Origin of the sequence: Polymorphobacter megasporae (assembly GCF_018982885.2) — a bacterium.
GTDB classification, from domain to species: Bacteria; Pseudomonadota; Alphaproteobacteria; order Sphingomonadales; family Sphingomonadaceae; genus Polymorphobacter_B; species Polymorphobacter_B megasporae.
The window spans coordinates 1785251-1799501 of the sequence record NZ_CP081848.1 but is presented as its reverse complement, the minus strand read 5'-3'; the positions used below and the strand labels follow the sequence as shown (position 1 = coordinate 1799501).

The window sequence follows — 14251 nt, the reverse complement described above, 5'->3', positions numbered from 1 at the left end:
ACTCAAACCCTGATGCGCGGGCGTCCGATGTAGTCGCGCTTGCCGAGCGGCACGCCCTTCCAGCGCAGGATGTCGTACGCCGTCGTCGCGTGGAAATAGAAGTTCGGCAGGCTGAACGACAGCAGGAAGTCCTCGGCGAAGTACGGCATCCGGTGTTCACGGAAGACGAACGCCATGTCGCCGCCGACGAAGCCGTCGATTTCCGCCGGGTCGATCGCTGCCAGCGTCGCCGACGTTTCGGCGAGCAACGCGTGCAGCGCCGCGAAATCCGTGGGCGGCGGGGTCATATCGGGAGCAAACTCGCCGGCCCGGACCCCCGCGATCGCGCCGACCGAATGCACCGTGACCGACTTCACCTGATACGCGAAGCCAAGCATGTCGGGGGCGAGTTTCGCGTTCACCAGCGTTGCCGGGTCGATGCCATTTGTCTCCGCAAACGCCTCGCCCTTGGCGACGAAGGCGGCGAGCGAGTCGACGATCTGGCGGAACGCCGGCACTGTCGCGGTGTAGAGCGATAAGGTCATTGGTGCCTTCCCGTGCGCGTGATGATCGCCGCCGCGATGGCGAGAAGCAGGATCGCGCTCGCTTCGAAAACGATATTCTCGGGCGCCATGTTTTTGCCCTGAAGCACGATCAATCGGGCAAGCGCCGTGATGGCGATGAAGATCGGGTAGACGAAGGCGTTGCCCTTGCCGGTGTAGAACACGCCGATCATGCCGATGACCTCGGTGTAGAGGAACATCAGCAGGATGTCGGCCAGCGTGATCTCCTCGACCTGGATGACGCGCCAGACCTCGCCCGCCGCCGCGCCGATCGTCATCAGCGCGATGATCAGGAGCAAGGCATGCTCGACAAGATTGAACCCCCGCCCGACGAGGATCGTGCGCGGCGAAGCGTTGCGTTCGTCTTCACTCATAGGCGCTCCTCGCCGTTGCGGCTGGCGCGGACCCGGCCGAAATGAAGCGACGTATAGATCCCGATTGCGAGGAACCCGACCAGCAGCGCCAGCCGTCCGAGTTGAGGGGCGGCGTCGGCAAGGCGCGGTAGCAGCGAAATGCCGATTAGCAGGTTCGCAGTTCCCCAGATGAAATTGATCACCGGCGGCGACAGCCCCTTACCCGGCGGCGTCGCGAATGGCGTCGGAAACGCCTCCCCGCGCAATCCCGCCGCGAGGTGCGGGATGCAATTGCACAGCAACGCGCCGGCAAAGACGAGGAGCACGTAGGTCATGTCGCGTGCGCCATCATCGCGGGGAACGCGCCTTCATGTGCTGCGCGGAGGGTGGTGAGGGGAATAGAGTCACCGCCGAACGCGAGGGCATCACCGCCCGTAGTGCCGACCCGAATCATCGGCACCGGGACGTCGCCAAAATCGGTCCCGACGTCGATCGTCACGAGATAGCGCCCCTGATCCTCGCCGAACGCGATTGCCGCGGTGAGCGGCGTCGTGATCGTCGCGCCGAGCTTTCCCGCGAGCGCCATCTCGGCGAGCGCAACCGCGAGCCCGCCGTCGGACACGTCGTGGACTGCGGTCGCGGTGCCATGCTCGATCAATATCCTGACGAACTCGCCCGCGGCACGTTCGGCGCCGAGGTCGACCGGCGGCGGCGGGCCGTCCTCGCGTCCGTGCAATTCGCGGAGCCACAGCGACTGTCCGAGGTGCCCCGCCCCTGCCCCGACAAGCCAGATAGCCTCGCCTTCGCGTTTGAAGCCCATCGTCATTGCCCGCGCGTAATCCTCGATCAGCCCGACCCCGCCGATCGCCGGAGTCGGCAGGATGCCCGTTCCGTCGGTCTCATTGTACAGCGACACGTTGCCGCTCACGACCGGATAGTCGAGCGCGCGGCACGCCTCGGCCATGCCCTCGATGCAGCCGACGAACTGCCCCATGATCTCAGGTCGTTGGGGGTTGCCGAAGTTCATGCAGTCGGTGATCGCGAGCGGCTTCGCGCCGACCGCGATCAGGTTGCGCCACGTCTCGGCGACCGCCTGCTTGCCGCCTTCGTAGGGGTCGGCGAAGCAATAGCGCGGGGTGCAATCGGTCGTCATCGCCAGCGCCTTGCGCGTGCCGTGGACGCGGACCACGGCGGCGTCGCCGCCAGGGCGCTGGAGCGTGTCGGCCCCGACCATGTGGTCGTATTGCTCCCAGATCCACCGCTTCGAGGCGATGTCGGGACACGCCATCAGCGTGAGCAGGTCGGCAGCGAGGTCGGTCGACTCAGGCACGTCGGTCAGCGGCGCGCGCTTGGGCGTCGGAACATGCGGCCGGTCGTACAACGGGGCCTTGTCGACGAGCGGGCCGAGCGGGATGTTCGCGACCTCCTGCCCTTCGAAGCGCAACACGAGGTGTTCGGTATCGGTGACGTGGCCGATGACCGCGAAGTCGAGCTCCCACTTGGCGAAGATCGCCTCGGCGAACGCCTCGCGCCCCGGCTTGAGGACCATCAGCATCCGCTCCTGCGATTCGCTGAGCATCATCTCGTACGGCGTCATGTGCGTCTCACGCACCGGCACCGCGTCCATGTCGAGGAGCAGCCCGACCCCGCCCTTCGATGCCATCTCGACCGACGACGACGTCAGCCCGGCCGCGCCCATGTCCTGGATTGCGACGATCGCATCCGACGCCATCAATTCGAGACACGCCTCGATCAGCAATTTCTCGGTGAACGGGTCGCCGACCTGAACCGTCGGACGCTTGTCCTCGTCGCCCTCCGTGAACTGCGCCGACGCCATCGTCGCGCCGTGGATGCCGTCGCGCCCGGTCTTCGAGCCGACATAAACGACCGGATTGCCGATCCCGGCGGCGGCCGAGTAGAAAATCTTGTCCTGCCGCGCGACACCGACGGTCATCGCGTTGACGAGGATGTTGCCGTTGTACGCTGCGTGGAAATTGGTTTCGCCGCCGACGGTCGGTACGCCGACGCAGTTGCCGTAGCCGCCTATGCCCGCGACGACGCCCTTGATGAGGTGCTTCATCCGCGGGGCGTCGACCTCGCCGAAACGCAGCGCGTTGAGGTTGGCGATCGGGCGCGCGCCCATCGTGAAGACGTCGCGCAGGATGCCGCCGACCCCGGTCGCCGCGCCCTGATACGGCTCGATGAAGCTCGGGTGGTTGTGGCTCTCCATCTTGAAGATCGCCGCGTCGCCGTCGCCGATGTCGATGACGCCGGCGTTCTCGCCGGGCCCGCAGATCACCCACGGTGCGGTCGTCGGCAGCTTCTTCAGGTGCATCCGCGACGACTTGTACGAACAATGCTCCGACCACATCACCGAGAAGATGCCGAGCTCGAGCAGGTTCGGCGCGCGACCGAGGCTGGTGACGACCTCGGCATATTCGGCCGGGGTGAGGCCGTGGTCGGCGACGATCGCGGGGGTGATTTCGGTCATGCCGAGGACATAGCGAAGGCCACGCAACCTGTCATTCCCCTGTCTCGAAGTTCCTGCTATGTTCTGGTTGGACTCGCAGGGGAGAGACAGAAATGGACATTCGCGAAATCGCTGCCGACATGGTCGCAATGACTAAAGCCGGGGACTTCCACATCGGCGAGAAATACTGGGCCGACACCGTCGTCTCGATCGAGGCGATGGACGGCCCGATGGCGCGGGTCGAAGGCAAGGACGCCGTGATGGGTAAGAGCGCATGGTGGTACGGCGCGCACGAAGTTCACAGCACCGAGACGTTCGGTCCCTTCGTCAACGGAAATCAGATCGCGATCCGCTGGACGATGGACATCACCGTCAAGGAAAGCGGCGAACGGCGGCACAGCGACGAGGTCGCGCTCTATACGATCGAGGACGGTAAGATCGTCGAGGAACGCTTTTTCTACTAGCCCATCAGCCCTTCGAGCGCGCGTGCGGTGGTCATCCACACCGCGCTGGCGCCGATGACGGGAATCAGGAGTTGCGACGCGACGACGAACGGCACGCCGATCAGATACGCAGGGTGGACGCGGCCGCGGGTGCGCCAGTCGTAGACCATCGCGACGACGAGCAGCAGGTCGACGATAAGTCCCGGCGGGATGGTTACGAACAGCGGCGGCGGCCCGTCACTGGCGTGCGGCGGGGCGAGGACGGTGAGGAAGACGCGGGCCATCGCCGCGTGCATCATCGGAATGACGGCGAGGATCATCAGCCGCTTGTGCCACTCGGTCCGGCGGATGTTGACGATCGCTGCGGTAAATAGGGCGGCGAAAATGATGACCCCAACGAACGATACCGCTTCGAAGCGTCGGGTCGCGTCGCCATAACCGGCGGCGTCCCCGGCGCGCATCGTCGTGATCTCGGCGAGGATGACGGTGAAGCCGATCGCCGTCGCCAGCGCGACGCCAAGGAGTCCCCAGTTGCGGTGATCGTAGGTTCTCCCCGCCGCGACGAGCGCGGTCTGAGCGAAATAATAGAGCGTCCAGCTGAACAGGACGAAGCCGTGGAGGTGGTAGATCTGTGCGCCGTGGAAGGTCCCGGTCGCCACCTTCGCCCAATAGGTCGGGATGAATCCGCCGAACGCGATGACGACGAAGACCGCCGCCATCCCGACGTAGAAGCGTGGCCGCGCGCGCGGTCGCACCATGTCGAAAGTCGTCGTTGCCATCGCTCGATGTCCCCCTCGTAGCGGACGACCCCGTAACAGACTTCCACCGATCGATGAAGTATTCGCTCCTATGCCCGATCGACGATTGCAGCGATCGCGCCGCGATGCCAAACCCGCGGGCGCTGCTACGATGGCGCGCGGGCGGTTTGGGAATATGCGGATGGAGATGACGCCGGGCGGCCTGACCAAGGCGAAGAAGACGCAGATCGTCGTCGTCGGCGGGGGCGCGGGCGGGCTCGAGCTCGTGGCCCGGCTCGGGCGGACGCTCGGCAAGGTCGATTACGACATCATCCTCGTCGACAAGGCGCAGACGCATATCTGGAAGCCGTTGCTCCACGAGGTCGCCGCCGGATCGCTTGATGCCAACCTCGACGAGGTCGGCTATCGCGGTCACGCCCACCGCTGGGGCTATCGCTACTTCGACGGCGCGCTCGAGGCGATCGATCGCGTTGCGCGACAGATCGTCGTCGCGCCGATCGTCGAGGACGGGCGCGAGATTATTGGCCGCCACCGCATCCGCTATGACTATCTCGTCCTTGCGGTCGGGTCGGTGTCGAACGATTTCGGCACGCCCGGGGTGCGCGAGCATTGCATCTTCCTCGACGAACGCACCGAGGCCGACCGTTTCCGGCGCAAGCTGTTGAATCAGTGCCTGCGCGTGTCGCGGTCGATTCAGACCGACCCCGCGTCGGATGCGTGCGTCAGCGTCGCGATCGTCGGCGGCGGCGCAACCGGGGTCGAGCTCGCCGCCGAGCTCCATATGTCGGCCGACAGCCTCGCGATGTACGGGCTCGAGGTGTTCGACTCGAAGCGCCTCAAGACCACTCTCGTCGAAGCCGGCCCGCGCATCCTGCCGGCGCTCCCCGAAAAGCTCGCGGCGGCGGCGCAAGGCGAACTCGAGGCGATCGGCGTTCGTGTCTGTACCGCCGAGCAGGTCGTCGAGGCGACTGCCAAGGGCATCCGGACCAAGACCGGCGAGTTCATCGCCGCCGATCTCATGGTCTGGGCCGCCGGGGTCAAGGGCGCTGAGTTCATGCAGGGAATCGGCGGGCTCGAGACGACCCGCAACAACCAGCTCGTCGTCGGCCCAACGCTTCAGACGAGCGACGACCGCATCTTCGCGATCGGCGATTGCGCCTATTATATGCCGTCGGGCGCGACCCGCCCGGTGCCGCCGCGCGCGCAGACAGCGCACCAGATGGCCGACATCGCCTTCCGCAATATCCGCGCGATGATCGCGGGCAAGCCGCTCAAGTCATTCAATTACCAGGACCATGGCAGCCTCGTCAGTCTCGCGCGCTATGCCACGGTTGGCAGCCTGATGGGCAATCTCGTCGGCGGAAAGATGGCGGTCGAGGGGCGGCTCGCGCGCTTCGTCTACGTCTCGCTCTACCGGATGCACCTGATCGCGATCCACGGCTGGCTCAAGGGCTTGTCGCTGATCGTCGTCGGCCACGTCAACCAGATCATCCGGCCGAAACTCAAGCTTCACTAATTGCCCGCCGCGTTCGGCTATTTGCGGATACGGCGCCGCGCTAACGACCGCTTTTTTCGACCAGGGCAGGTAGATCGGCCCCGGGAAACGGTGCGTGCATCAGCGCCGCGAGCGTCGGTGCGATCTGCCGCATGTCGATCACGCCGAGATCGCCGCGTAGCTTTACGTCGGGCCCCATCAGCAGAAACGTAGAGCGCATCGCCGGCACCATGGGGTCGTAGCCGTGCATCCCCTTCAAGGTCGACGGTGCGACGAGCGCTGCCGCGGGATCACGGCCCATCTCGGTGCCGGGCGCAAATTCGACCATCCAGTCGGCGGCGTCACCGGCTCCGCGTCGGACCAATTCGGCGTGATCGAGCACCGCTGCGATATGTGTCGCCGGGTTGGCGCGCAGGTCCGCCAGCAGTCCAGCCACCTTCGCGCGCAAGACCGGATCGTCGCGTCGGGCCATGACGATCGCCGCACTGCCCCCGGCAAACCATGGCACCGCCTCCCACGACTTGACCTTGGTTCCGTCGAGCGTGATCAGACCGGCGCGGATGAACGCCCCAAACAGGTTGATGTCGGTATCGATCGCGGTGAAGCCATGGTCGGACACAACGGCGACGTCGGCGCCGGGGGCCGCCGCCATCAGTTCCCCGACCAGCCCGTCGATCCGCTCAAGGGCCGCATGCGCCTGCGGCGTATCGGGGCCGAACAGATGCTGGATATGGTCGAGCCCGGTGAGATAGACAGTCATGAAACCGGGATGATGCTCGCCGAGCAGCGCCAGCGCGAACCGCGTCCGGTCGACGTCGCCCTCGACGCTTTCGTCGATGCCCTGCGTATACGGCCCGAGGCGGCGTTCGAGGTCGACGACGAGGCCCGGCGTCGCGACGACGCGCATCAGCTTGCGGTCGTCGGCATGGCCGGTCCGCCAGATTTGCGGCAGGTTATAGTCGATGGCCGCGCCGACGCTGACCGGCCAATGGACATTCGCCGTAACCCGTCCCGCCGCGTGCGCCGCGTCCCACAGGGTCGGCACCCGGATGTCGGACGAATACCAGTACCAGCCGACCTGATTTATGTTGGTCGGATCGAAGGTCAGGTTGTTGACGATACCGTGGCGCAGCGGCGCGACGCCGGTGATCAACGTGGTGTGGCTGGGATATGTCAGCGTCGGCAGGACCCCGACCACGCCGGCCGCATAGGCGCCGTGGTCGACGAAGCGCCGCAGGTTCGGGACGTGCAGCCCCCGCGCGTCGGCTTGCAATACGTCGCCAGGGCGTAGACCGTCGATCGAGATCAACAGGAGTGGCGCAGCGTACGCAGCAGTCGTCGCTGCTACGCCGGCACCGCCAAGGATCGCCCGCGCGGTGATGAGGAGAAGCCCGCACAGCGTGGCCTTCCGCGTCGAATGCCGCAAGCTGGCGGACCGTCTGTCGTTCATTCCATGCTCCCGATCCGGTAATTGTGTCTGGCCGAAAATCATGACAGCTCGGTGAAAGCAGGAGAGAATGACGATAATGCGGCGCCTTGCCCCGCGCCTGTAAACAGGGCGTTTGGCGCGGCTCTGAGATTGGTATCGCCGACATCGGCAGCGGCCTGCCAGAGGAACTTGCCCCAACAGCGACGGTTGTGCCTGCGAAGCGAATATCTCGCTCGAAGGATGTGTTTCGTGAGCCCGACCAGCAACCCGATGAGAATTTTGATCGCAGCCTCGGTCCTGTTCACCCTGACCGGGCCAGCCTTGGCACAGGCGCAGATGGCACCGCAGTCGCCGCCGCAAGACATGGCCCCCGCCCCGATGAGCGGACCGTCGACCGAGCAGCTCAACCGCGGATCGGATGCCTACACCGCCGAGCGGGCCGACATGCATCGGGCGCAGCGCGGTGCGCGATATGCAGCCGATCGTGATGCGTACATGGCCGCGTTGATCGCGCACGATCGCGCGGTCAACCGCTACGACCATCGCTATGTGCGCCAGCAGGAGGCGTACGCCGATGCCATGGCCGCTTGGCGCCGTCAGGTCGCAGCGTGCCACCGTGGCCGTTCAGCGGCATGCCGGGCCCCGGCGCCGCAGGTCGCTGATTTTTACTGAGATTGCCGCAGGGGTTGAGGCTTACCTCTTCACTCCTTTGACGGGGTCGGCAGACTGCGGATGTTGATATCGCGCTGGGCGAACGGAATTTCGATCCCGTTTTCCTGAAACGATACCCACAACCTATTCAGTATGGCTGAGCGGACATTGCCGACTCCGGCTTCGGGATCACTGATCCACGCCAGGATTTCGTGATCAACCGAGCTTTCACCGAACGCCGTCAGCCATACTGTCGGGCGCGGCGTGGCGAGGACGCGCTCGGAAGCGACCGCAGCTTCGATCATCAGCCGTTGGGCGAGGGCGAGGTCGCTCTTGTAGCCGACGCCGACCGGAACATGGATACGAATGTTCGGGCTGGTGTACGACCAATTCTCGACCGGCTCGGTCATCAGTTGCTCATTCGGAATCAGATGTTCCTTGCCATCACGGGTGACGACCGAGACCGCGCGCACGCCGATCTTGTTGACGCTGCCGAAGGTGTTGCCGACGACGATGACGTCGCCCGGCTTGATCGAGCGGTCCATGAGCAGGATGACTCCCGCGATCAGATTGCCGAGCGTCTTTTGCAATCCGAATCCGACTGCGAGCCCGAGCGCACCGGAAAATACCGTCAATGCCGTCAGATCAATGCCGAGCAGGTCGACGCCGAGCAAGACCGCCGAAACGACGACAACGATGCCCGACAGCTTTTGCAACAGCACGCGCTGACCAGAGTCGAACCCGTTCAACCGGCCAATCGAATGACTGACGATCCGGTTAAGGAAACGCGCCAGGACGAACAGGACGATCGCAACCAATGCAAAGTTGACGAGCCCGAGCAGCGACAGCCGGTGGGTTCCGACCTTGAAGGCGAAGCCATCAAGGCTTGCCGTCAGCGAGTGCAGCCCGCCGAGCATCGACGCGGCACCCGCGATCAAGACTACCGCCGACACGCCCGCCGCAGATCCGCTGCGCAACCCGGCGACGCGCGCAACCTGATAGGCAAAGACCGCGAGCGTGAACCCGGTCGCTGCCGCCAGCAGCAAGGCCGCGTAGCCGCCATCGGGCACTGCGGCGCCGCCGATGATCATCACCAGCGCCGCAATACCACTGCGCAACAGGCGGCGGACCCGGTCACCGAAGTCTTCGACCCCTGGGCGGCCGGTCGCCCGTTGCAACAGCCGGGTAAGCGGATGCGCCCCGGTCCGCGCGGCGAGCCAGCCGATACCGACGCCGACCACGATGACCACGACGGCTGCGACGATATCGGTCAGCTGCGGTGCCGCCGGAAGCGGGAGGCCGAGTGCGCGAACGCTGGATAACAGATTCACGATATCTCCCAGTGGTGGAGCAAGTGTCGCGCAGCCGAGCAAAAGATGGATGACGACCGGTTTCGATGATGCCACGAACGGGCAGCACGCCGAAAGGCTGCCCTGCAAGTCGCCGCTGGCCGGGACGCGGGACGAAGGTCGTGCCGACCGCGCTCCCTCGTCGCGCAACCGTCCAGGCGGCTCGCCCGTTTCTATTCAAGATGACAAGCAGCGCTCCGCTCTTAATTTGGCCGGCCGCATGACGGTGCCGCGACACTCGCTTGCGATCGGGGCCGTCGCCGCTTTTCATGCCGGGCTTCTGGCGATATTACTGACGTCGACGATCCACGCAGCGCCCGCCGCCACACCGGCATCCATCGCCATCCGCGCAGTCCCTTCGGCATTGGCGGTGATTCGCGTGGCTCCACCTGCGCCTCTGCTAACGGCGATCACGGCCGATATTCCGATGCCGGTCGTCGACACCGAGACATCAGCCGAAAACTGCACGCTCGCGGGCACCATCGCCGCCGCTTTGGGAGCCGATCGCGAGGTGGGGGCGTCCCTGGCGGCGCAGACCAATGTCACGGCGCTGATGGTCTGGGACGGCGGCTGGTCGAGCGATCCGACACCAGCCATCGCTCCTATCCGCCGCGTCGTCGTCGATCAGATCCGCAGCAGCAGTGCATCGTGCCGAAGCACGGCAATGGTCGGGCCGCGTCTGCTCCTGGTGCCCGAAGGCCCGAGGACTGTCGCGGTGGCGATCGGCTCAGGCACTTGGACTTGGCAGCAGCTACTATCTTAAGGCTACATCCCCGGCCAATAGCGCCGATGTTGGGCGACAAGAGCAGCTTTATTTAGGCCGCACTGCATCTCCCGCAAACTGAACCCGTAATTAACTCGCGCGCGGCGGAGACCGTCGGAGCCTGCAGGGAGAATGACGCGTGAAAATCCGAAACCGCTTGATCGCCGGAACCGCGTTTGCGGCGCTGTTCGCCGCCGGGGCAGTGCCCGCCATGGCCTCGAGCCACCGCGAAGCGCCCAACATTACCAAGATGCCGAAGGTCGACAACACCGACGTCTACGCCTTCACCAGCTATGAGCCAGGTCGGCAGGATTACGTCACGATCATTGCCAATTTCCAGCCCGGCGAGAACCCGGGGGATGGCCCGAACTATTACACGATGGATCCCGACGCGATCTACGAAATCCACATCGACAACGTCGGCGACGCGGTCGAGCATCTGACCTACCAATTCAAGTTCAGCAACGCGCTGACCGCCGACACCGGCATCCAGCTCAACGTCGGCGGCAAGAACCTGTCGATTCCGCTGCGCGAGATCGGGGGGCAGTCGAAGCCGGCCGACGGCAACCTCGGCGAAGTCGAGACGTACACAATCACGCAGGTCAGCGGTGACCGCCGCCTCGGCACCCGCGCTGCGATTACCCCAGTCGGGACTTCGGCATTCTACAAGCCGTTCGACAACGCCGGGAACAAGAGCTTCCCCGGTGGCTATGCCAATTACGCCAACCAGTTCATCTACGGCGCGACGATCCCCGGCTGCGCGACCCCGGCCAAGGTCTTCGTTGGCAGCCGCGCCGAATATTTTGCGGTCAACCTCGGGCCGGTGTTCGACCTCGTCAACTTCGTCCCGGTCGAGGGGGACAATGACCCGGTTTATGGCAACGGCACGCCCTTCCCCGGCGGCATCACCCAGAGCCAGGACAACCAGGAGTTGATCGGCAAGAAGAACGTCACGTCGATCGCGATGGAAATCCCGAAGTCATGCCTCGTCGGCTCGGGCAACGGCGTCATCGGCGTCTGGTCGACGACGAGCCTGCCGCAGGCACGCCTGCTCCGCACCGCGCCGACCTTCAACCAGGCGACGCTCACCGGCGGAGCCTATGTCCAAGTGTCGCGCCTTGGCATGCCGTTGGTCAATGAGCTCGTCATCGGGATCAAGGACAAGGACTTGTTCAACGCCGCCGAGCCGAAGGGCGACGCCGCGCTGGCCGATTACGTCACCAACCCGACCTTCCCCGCGATCCTCGACGCGTTGTTCCGCGCGCCGGTTCGTGGCGTCATCGGTGGCTCGGGGTCGATCGCTCCGACCAACTTCCCGCGCAAGGATCTGGTCGCGACCTTCCTCACTGGCTTCGCCGGGGTCAACCAGCTCAAGACCGTCACCGCGTCTGAAATGCTGCGGTTGAACACCGCGATCGCGCCGACCGCGCAGGCTTCGCAGAGCACCTTCGGTGTCGTCGGCAACGATCTCGCGGGCTTCCCGAACGGGCGCCGCCCAGGCGACGACGTCGTCGACATCGTCCTCCGCGTTGCGATGGGGCGGCTGTGCTATCCGATCCCAGTAGCGGGGAAAGCGACCGACCTCGGACTTTGCGCTCCGGCGGACGCGCCGACCGGCATGGCGGCGTATACCGACGGTGCCCCGAGCAACGCCGCGAACATCCAGAACGCCTTCCCGTACCTCAATGCGCCGCTGCGCGGCTCGCCGCGTCCGCAGACCCAGCCGTAAATCGAGGGACATCGACATGACGCGCTTTGTACGCTCGATCGTCGCCCTTGCCGTCGCCGCCGTGGCCCTATCGGGCTGCGGCAACGGTGGTAGCAACGGCGGTTCGACCACCCCCCCCGTCACCCCGGTGACCAAAACCGAAGATATGCTCGGCACGTGTTTCGGCACACGCTACCGCGCCGACCCCAATACCAAGGCGACCGACCCGGTGCCGTGCAGCGACCTGTCGCCGCTCAGCCTGACGACGAAGCCCGTTCCGATCTAAGCCGGCGCTACCCGCGCCCGGGGGTTGCACCTGGGCGCGGGTAGCCAAAGGTCAGGCTCGAAAACACCGTGTCGAAGTCGGCTTTGGGATTGCCCGTGAGCGGTTTGGTCCAGACGACGTTCATCTGCCACAATCCGCGGAATGGGATCGTGAAAGTTGCCTGACCTTTCGCGTCGGTCTTGTGCGTCTCGACCGGACGGGCATCGAAATCGAGGTTGTTGAGCTTGACGAACGCGCCAGCCAGCGGATGACCTTCGTACAGGATCTGCACCGGCAGCGTCATGTCGCTGCCCAGCGCGTATGGATCGCGGATCGGGACGATTTCGAGCGTCATGCCGACCGGCCGTGTTACCTGCGGCTGCGGCGCGGTCGACGTCCCGACGCGCACCAGCGCTTTCGCCCGGCGGCTGTACAGTTCGCGCCCGGGCGTGTCGGTGGTCTTATTCCGCGCGCGCAGGTCGACCGCCGGGGCAATGCCTTCTGCAGTGATATAGTCGGTGAAGCGGATTCCCGGCAATACGCTCTCGGCGCGGGTCGTCTCGAGGACGATGACGTAGGTGCCCGGAGCGGCGAAGCGCATGTCGGCGTCGCTGGGCCCGCCGTCGGGGCGCTTAAGGTCGGCGCGGCGATCAACCGATCCGGTGGGGCCGATCGCCGCGAACTTGGTGATTCGGTCGAGCGCCGCCGACCAGCGCTGCCGGAACGGGCCGTGGCCGACTTCGATCGTCACCGGGACAATGGCGTTGACTTCGGCGGCGAAGATTTGCGGCTGGACCCAGAAATCGTGCGCGTCGAGGGTGGCTGCCGACCCGAGGGCGGCAAGAAGGAAAGCGAGCTTGCGCATGATATCGGCTGATCCCGGACAGGCTGGCGACCGCGATGCCGCCGCGCGGAGTTACGGTCAATGGCGCGGGCGGACGCATCGGTCCGCGATCCTCCCGCTGCTGATTGCAACCGCGATGCTGTTCGCCGCACCGGCGGCGGCGCACACCGGCACTGGGCTGGCAGGCGGCTTCCAGTCGGGCTTCCTCCATCCGCTGAGCGGCTTCGATCACCTGCTGGCGATGGTTTCGGTCGGGCTGTGGGGCGCATTTCTCGGCCGTCCGCTGATCGTCGTCCTGCCGGTGATCTTCCCGACGGTGATGGCGATCGGCGGGGTCATGGGCATCGCCGGGGTGCCAATGCCGCCGGTCGAGATCGGCATCGCGCTGTCGGTCCTCGTGCTCGGCGCGATGATCGCTGGTGCGGTTCGCGCCCCGGTTTGGCTGGCGTCGCTGATCGTCGCGATCTTCGCGATCTTCCACGGCTATGCCCACGGCAAGGAACTGCCGTCGGCGGCCGATCCGGTCGGGTATAGCGCGGGCTTCGTCCTCGCCACCGGTATGCTCCACGTCGTCGGCATCAGTCTCGGCCTGATCAACGACCGCCCCGGCGGCGCGATCGTCACGCGGAGCATGGGCGGCCTGGTCATGCTCGCCGGCGTCTGGTTCCTGTGGACCGCGCTCGCGAAATGAGGGGCGGCGTCCTGCCTCCGGCGCTGCTGTTCGCAGCACTCGCCTTTGCGCTGGCTTATGCGCCGCGCGGGAGCCGTCTGCCCGCGATCGTCGCCGCGCTGATTGCGGCATTCGCCGTCGCACAAGCTCCGCTCGCGCCGCACTGGGTCGAATATGTCTTCTTCGGCTGCTGGTCGAGCGTCATCGTTACCGCCTCCTCGATTCACCTGCGTCGTCCCATCGGATCGCGCGGCGCGCTGGTGCTCGGCGCGAACGCCGGGATCTGGGCGGGCGCGACGATCGCGCTTCTTGGCACGACGCTCGATCTCGCAAAGGCGACACCTGTGCTTGTCCTCGTCGTTCCCGCCGTGTGGCTCGTCTCGACGCGGCGCGGGATCGCGCTCAAGGTTGCGGGAAGCTGGCTGATCGCGATCGCCGCGCTTGCCATGGTCCTGCCGATCATCCCGACGCCGGGCTACGCCCCTGACCATATGGAATGAGCCGCCTCGGC

16 protein-coding genes are annotated in these 14251 nt (G+C 65.6%); 8 read left to right on the top strand and 8 right to left on the bottom strand.

What is annotated here, in order from left to right; all coding sequences use genetic code 11:
- Nucleotides 1–2 precede the first annotated feature (2 nt).
- From KTC28_RS08470 to purL, 4 genes are read right to left on the bottom strand one after another with little or no spacing between them, the layout of a single operon-like run.
- Complete coding sequence (locus KTC28_RS08470; protein ID WP_216708494.1) at nt 3–524, bottom strand: DUF1993 domain-containing protein; 522 nt, start codon at nt 522–524, stop codon at nt 3–5.
- Nucleotides 521–916 carry a phosphate-starvation-inducible protein PsiE gene (locus tag KTC28_RS08465; protein ID WP_216708493.1) on the bottom strand — a complete coding sequence of 132 codons (396 nt, stop codon included), beginning with the start codon at nt 914–916 and terminating at the stop codon, nt 521–523. The genes KTC28_RS08470 and KTC28_RS08465 overlap by 4 nt, the downstream gene beginning before the upstream one ends.
- Nucleotides 913–1230: a hypothetical protein gene (locus KTC28_RS08460; protein WP_216708492.1), complete on the bottom strand. Its 318-nt coding sequence runs from the start codon at nt 1228–1230 to the stop codon at nt 913–915. Before KTC28_RS08460 ends, KTC28_RS08465 begins: the two co-directional genes overlap by 4 nt.
- Entirely contained in the window at nt 1227–3386 is a 2160-nt protein-coding gene (gene purL, locus KTC28_RS08455) for a phosphoribosylformylglycinamidine synthase subunit PurL (protein ID WP_216708875.1), read from the bottom strand. The genes KTC28_RS08460 and purL overlap by 4 nt, the downstream gene beginning before the upstream one ends.
- A 92-nt stretch (nt 3387–3478) precedes the next feature.
- Between purL and KTC28_RS08450 the strand changes: the two genes are divergently transcribed.
- Nucleotides 3479–3829: a nuclear transport factor 2 family protein gene (locus tag KTC28_RS08450; protein ID WP_216708491.1), complete on the top strand. Its 351-nt coding sequence runs from the start codon at nt 3479–3481 to the stop codon at nt 3827–3829.
- Here KTC28_RS08450 and KTC28_RS08445 read toward each other — a convergent pair.
- Nucleotides 3826–4587, bottom strand: coding sequence for a hypothetical protein (locus KTC28_RS08445; protein ID WP_216708490.1), 762 nt, complete (start codon nt 4585–4587; stop codon nt 3826–3828). The two genes, KTC28_RS08450 and KTC28_RS08445, sit on opposite strands and share 4 nt — an antisense overlap.
- A 160-nt stretch (nt 4588–4747) precedes the next feature.
- Here KTC28_RS08445 and KTC28_RS08440 point away from each other — a divergent pair, with 160 nt between their 5' ends.
- Nucleotides 4748–6082 carry an NAD(P)/FAD-dependent oxidoreductase gene (locus KTC28_RS08440; protein WP_304610486.1) on the top strand — a complete coding sequence of 445 codons (1335 nt, stop codon included), beginning with the start codon at nt 4748–4750 and terminating at the stop codon, nt 6080–6082.
- A gap of 40 nt (nt 6083–6122) precedes the next feature.
- Here KTC28_RS08440 and KTC28_RS08435 read toward each other — a convergent pair whose 3' ends face one another.
- Entirely contained in the window at nt 6123–7442 is a 1320-nt protein-coding gene (locus KTC28_RS08435) for an alkaline phosphatase family protein (RefSeq protein WP_216708873.1), read from the bottom strand.
- Nucleotides 7443–7739: 297 nt separating this feature from the next.
- On the opposite strand from KTC28_RS08435, the gene KTC28_RS08430 reads away from it, so the two are divergent.
- The gene (locus tag KTC28_RS08430; RefSeq protein WP_216708489.1) at nt 7740–8162 is read left to right on the top strand and encodes a hypothetical protein; all 423 of its coding nucleotides are present in this window, start codon (nt 7740–7742) and stop codon (nt 8160–8162) included.
- Between the two features lie 29 nt (nt 8163–8191).
- Here the strand turns inward: KTC28_RS08430 and KTC28_RS08425 are convergent, their stop codons facing one another.
- Nucleotides 8192–9472: a mechanosensitive ion channel family protein gene (locus KTC28_RS08425; RefSeq protein ID WP_255602381.1), complete on the bottom strand. Its 1281-nt coding sequence runs from the start codon at nt 9470–9472 to the stop codon at nt 8192–8194.
- Between the two features lie 49 nt (nt 9473–9521).
- Here KTC28_RS08425 and KTC28_RS08420 point away from each other — a divergent pair, with 49 nt between their 5' ends.
- From KTC28_RS08420 to KTC28_RS08410, 3 genes are all read left to right on the top strand, one after another.
- Complete coding sequence (locus tag KTC28_RS08420; protein ID WP_216708488.1) at nt 9522–10253, top strand: hypothetical protein; 732 nt, start codon at nt 9522–9524, stop codon at nt 10251–10253.
- A gap of 139 nt (nt 10254–10392) precedes the next feature.
- Complete coding sequence (locus KTC28_RS08415; protein ID WP_255602380.1) at nt 10393–11982, top strand: DUF4331 domain-containing protein; 1590 nt, start codon at nt 10393–10395, stop codon at nt 11980–11982.
- Between the two features lie 16 nt (nt 11983–11998).
- Complete coding sequence (locus KTC28_RS08410) at nt 11999–12247, top strand: hypothetical protein (RefSeq protein ID WP_216708487.1); 249 nt, start codon at nt 11999–12001, stop codon at nt 12245–12247.
- 7 nt (nt 12248–12254) lie between these two features.
- Here KTC28_RS08410 and KTC28_RS08405 read toward each other — a convergent pair whose 3' ends face one another.
- A complete protein-coding gene (locus tag KTC28_RS08405; protein ID WP_216708486.1) occupies nt 12255–13091 on the bottom strand; it encodes a DUF4198 domain-containing protein in 837 nt (278 codons plus the stop codon).
- On the opposite strand from KTC28_RS08405, the gene KTC28_RS08400 reads away from it, so the two are divergent.
- Both KTC28_RS08400 and KTC28_RS08395 read left to right on the top strand, forming a co-directional pair.
- Nucleotides 13090–13761, top strand: a complete 672-nt coding sequence (locus KTC28_RS08400; protein WP_226896073.1) for a HupE/UreJ family protein — start codon at nt 13090–13092, stop codon at nt 13759–13761. The genes KTC28_RS08405 and KTC28_RS08400 overlap by 2 nt on opposite strands.
- The gene (locus tag KTC28_RS08395) at nt 13758–14240 is read left to right on the top strand and encodes a hypothetical protein (RefSeq protein ID WP_216708485.1); all 483 of its coding nucleotides are present in this window, start codon (nt 13758–13760) and stop codon (nt 14238–14240) included. The genes KTC28_RS08400 and KTC28_RS08395 overlap by 4 nt, the downstream gene beginning before the upstream one ends.
- The last annotated feature ends 11 nt before the right edge of the window (nt 14241–14251 follow it).

What these genes read in the sequence shown, in the direction of transcription:
- KTC28_RS08405 (WP_216708486.1), bottom strand. Translation starts at nt 13,091, where the DNA reads ATGCGCAAGCTCGCTTTCCTTCTTGCCGCCCTCGGGTCGGCAGCCACC.
- KTC28_RS08450 (WP_216708491.1), top strand. Translation starts at nt 3,479, where the DNA reads ATGGACATTCGCGAAATCGCTGCCGACATGGTCGCAATGACTAAAGCC.
- KTC28_RS08400 (WP_226896073.1), top strand. Translation starts at nt 13,090, where the DNA reads ATGATATCGGCTGATCCCGGACAGGCTGGCGACCGCGATGCCGCCGCG.
- KTC28_RS08445 (WP_216708490.1), bottom strand. Translation starts at nt 4,587, where the DNA reads ATGGCAACGACGACTTTCGACATGGTGCGACCGCGCGCGCGGCCACGC.
- KTC28_RS08470 (WP_216708494.1), bottom strand. Translation starts at nt 524, where the DNA reads ATGACCTTATCGCTCTACACCGCGACAGTGCCGGCGTTCCGCCAGATC.
- KTC28_RS08410 (WP_216708487.1), top strand. Translation starts at nt 11,999, where the DNA reads ATGACGCGCTTTGTACGCTCGATCGTCGCCCTTGCCGTCGCCGCCGTG.
- KTC28_RS08440 (WP_304610486.1), top strand. Translation starts at nt 4,748, where the DNA reads ATGGAGATGACGCCGGGCGGCCTGACCAAGGCGAAGAAGACGCAGATC.
- KTC28_RS08465 (WP_216708493.1), bottom strand. Translation starts at nt 916, where the DNA reads ATGAGTGAAGACGAACGCAACGCTTCGCCGCGCACGATCCTCGTCGGG.
- purL (WP_216708875.1), bottom strand. Translation starts at nt 3,386, where the DNA reads ATGACCGAAATCACCCCCGCGATCGTCGCCGACCACGGCCTCACCCCG.
- KTC28_RS08395 (WP_216708485.1), top strand. Translation starts at nt 13,758, where the DNA reads ATGAGGGGCGGCGTCCTGCCTCCGGCGCTGCTGTTCGCAGCACTCGCC.
- KTC28_RS08420 (WP_216708488.1), top strand. Translation starts at nt 9,522, where the DNA reads ATGACGACCGGTTTCGATGATGCCACGAACGGGCAGCACGCCGAAAGG.
- KTC28_RS08460 (WP_216708492.1), bottom strand. Translation starts at nt 1,230, where the DNA reads ATGACCTACGTGCTCCTCGTCTTTGCCGGCGCGTTGCTGTGCAATTGC.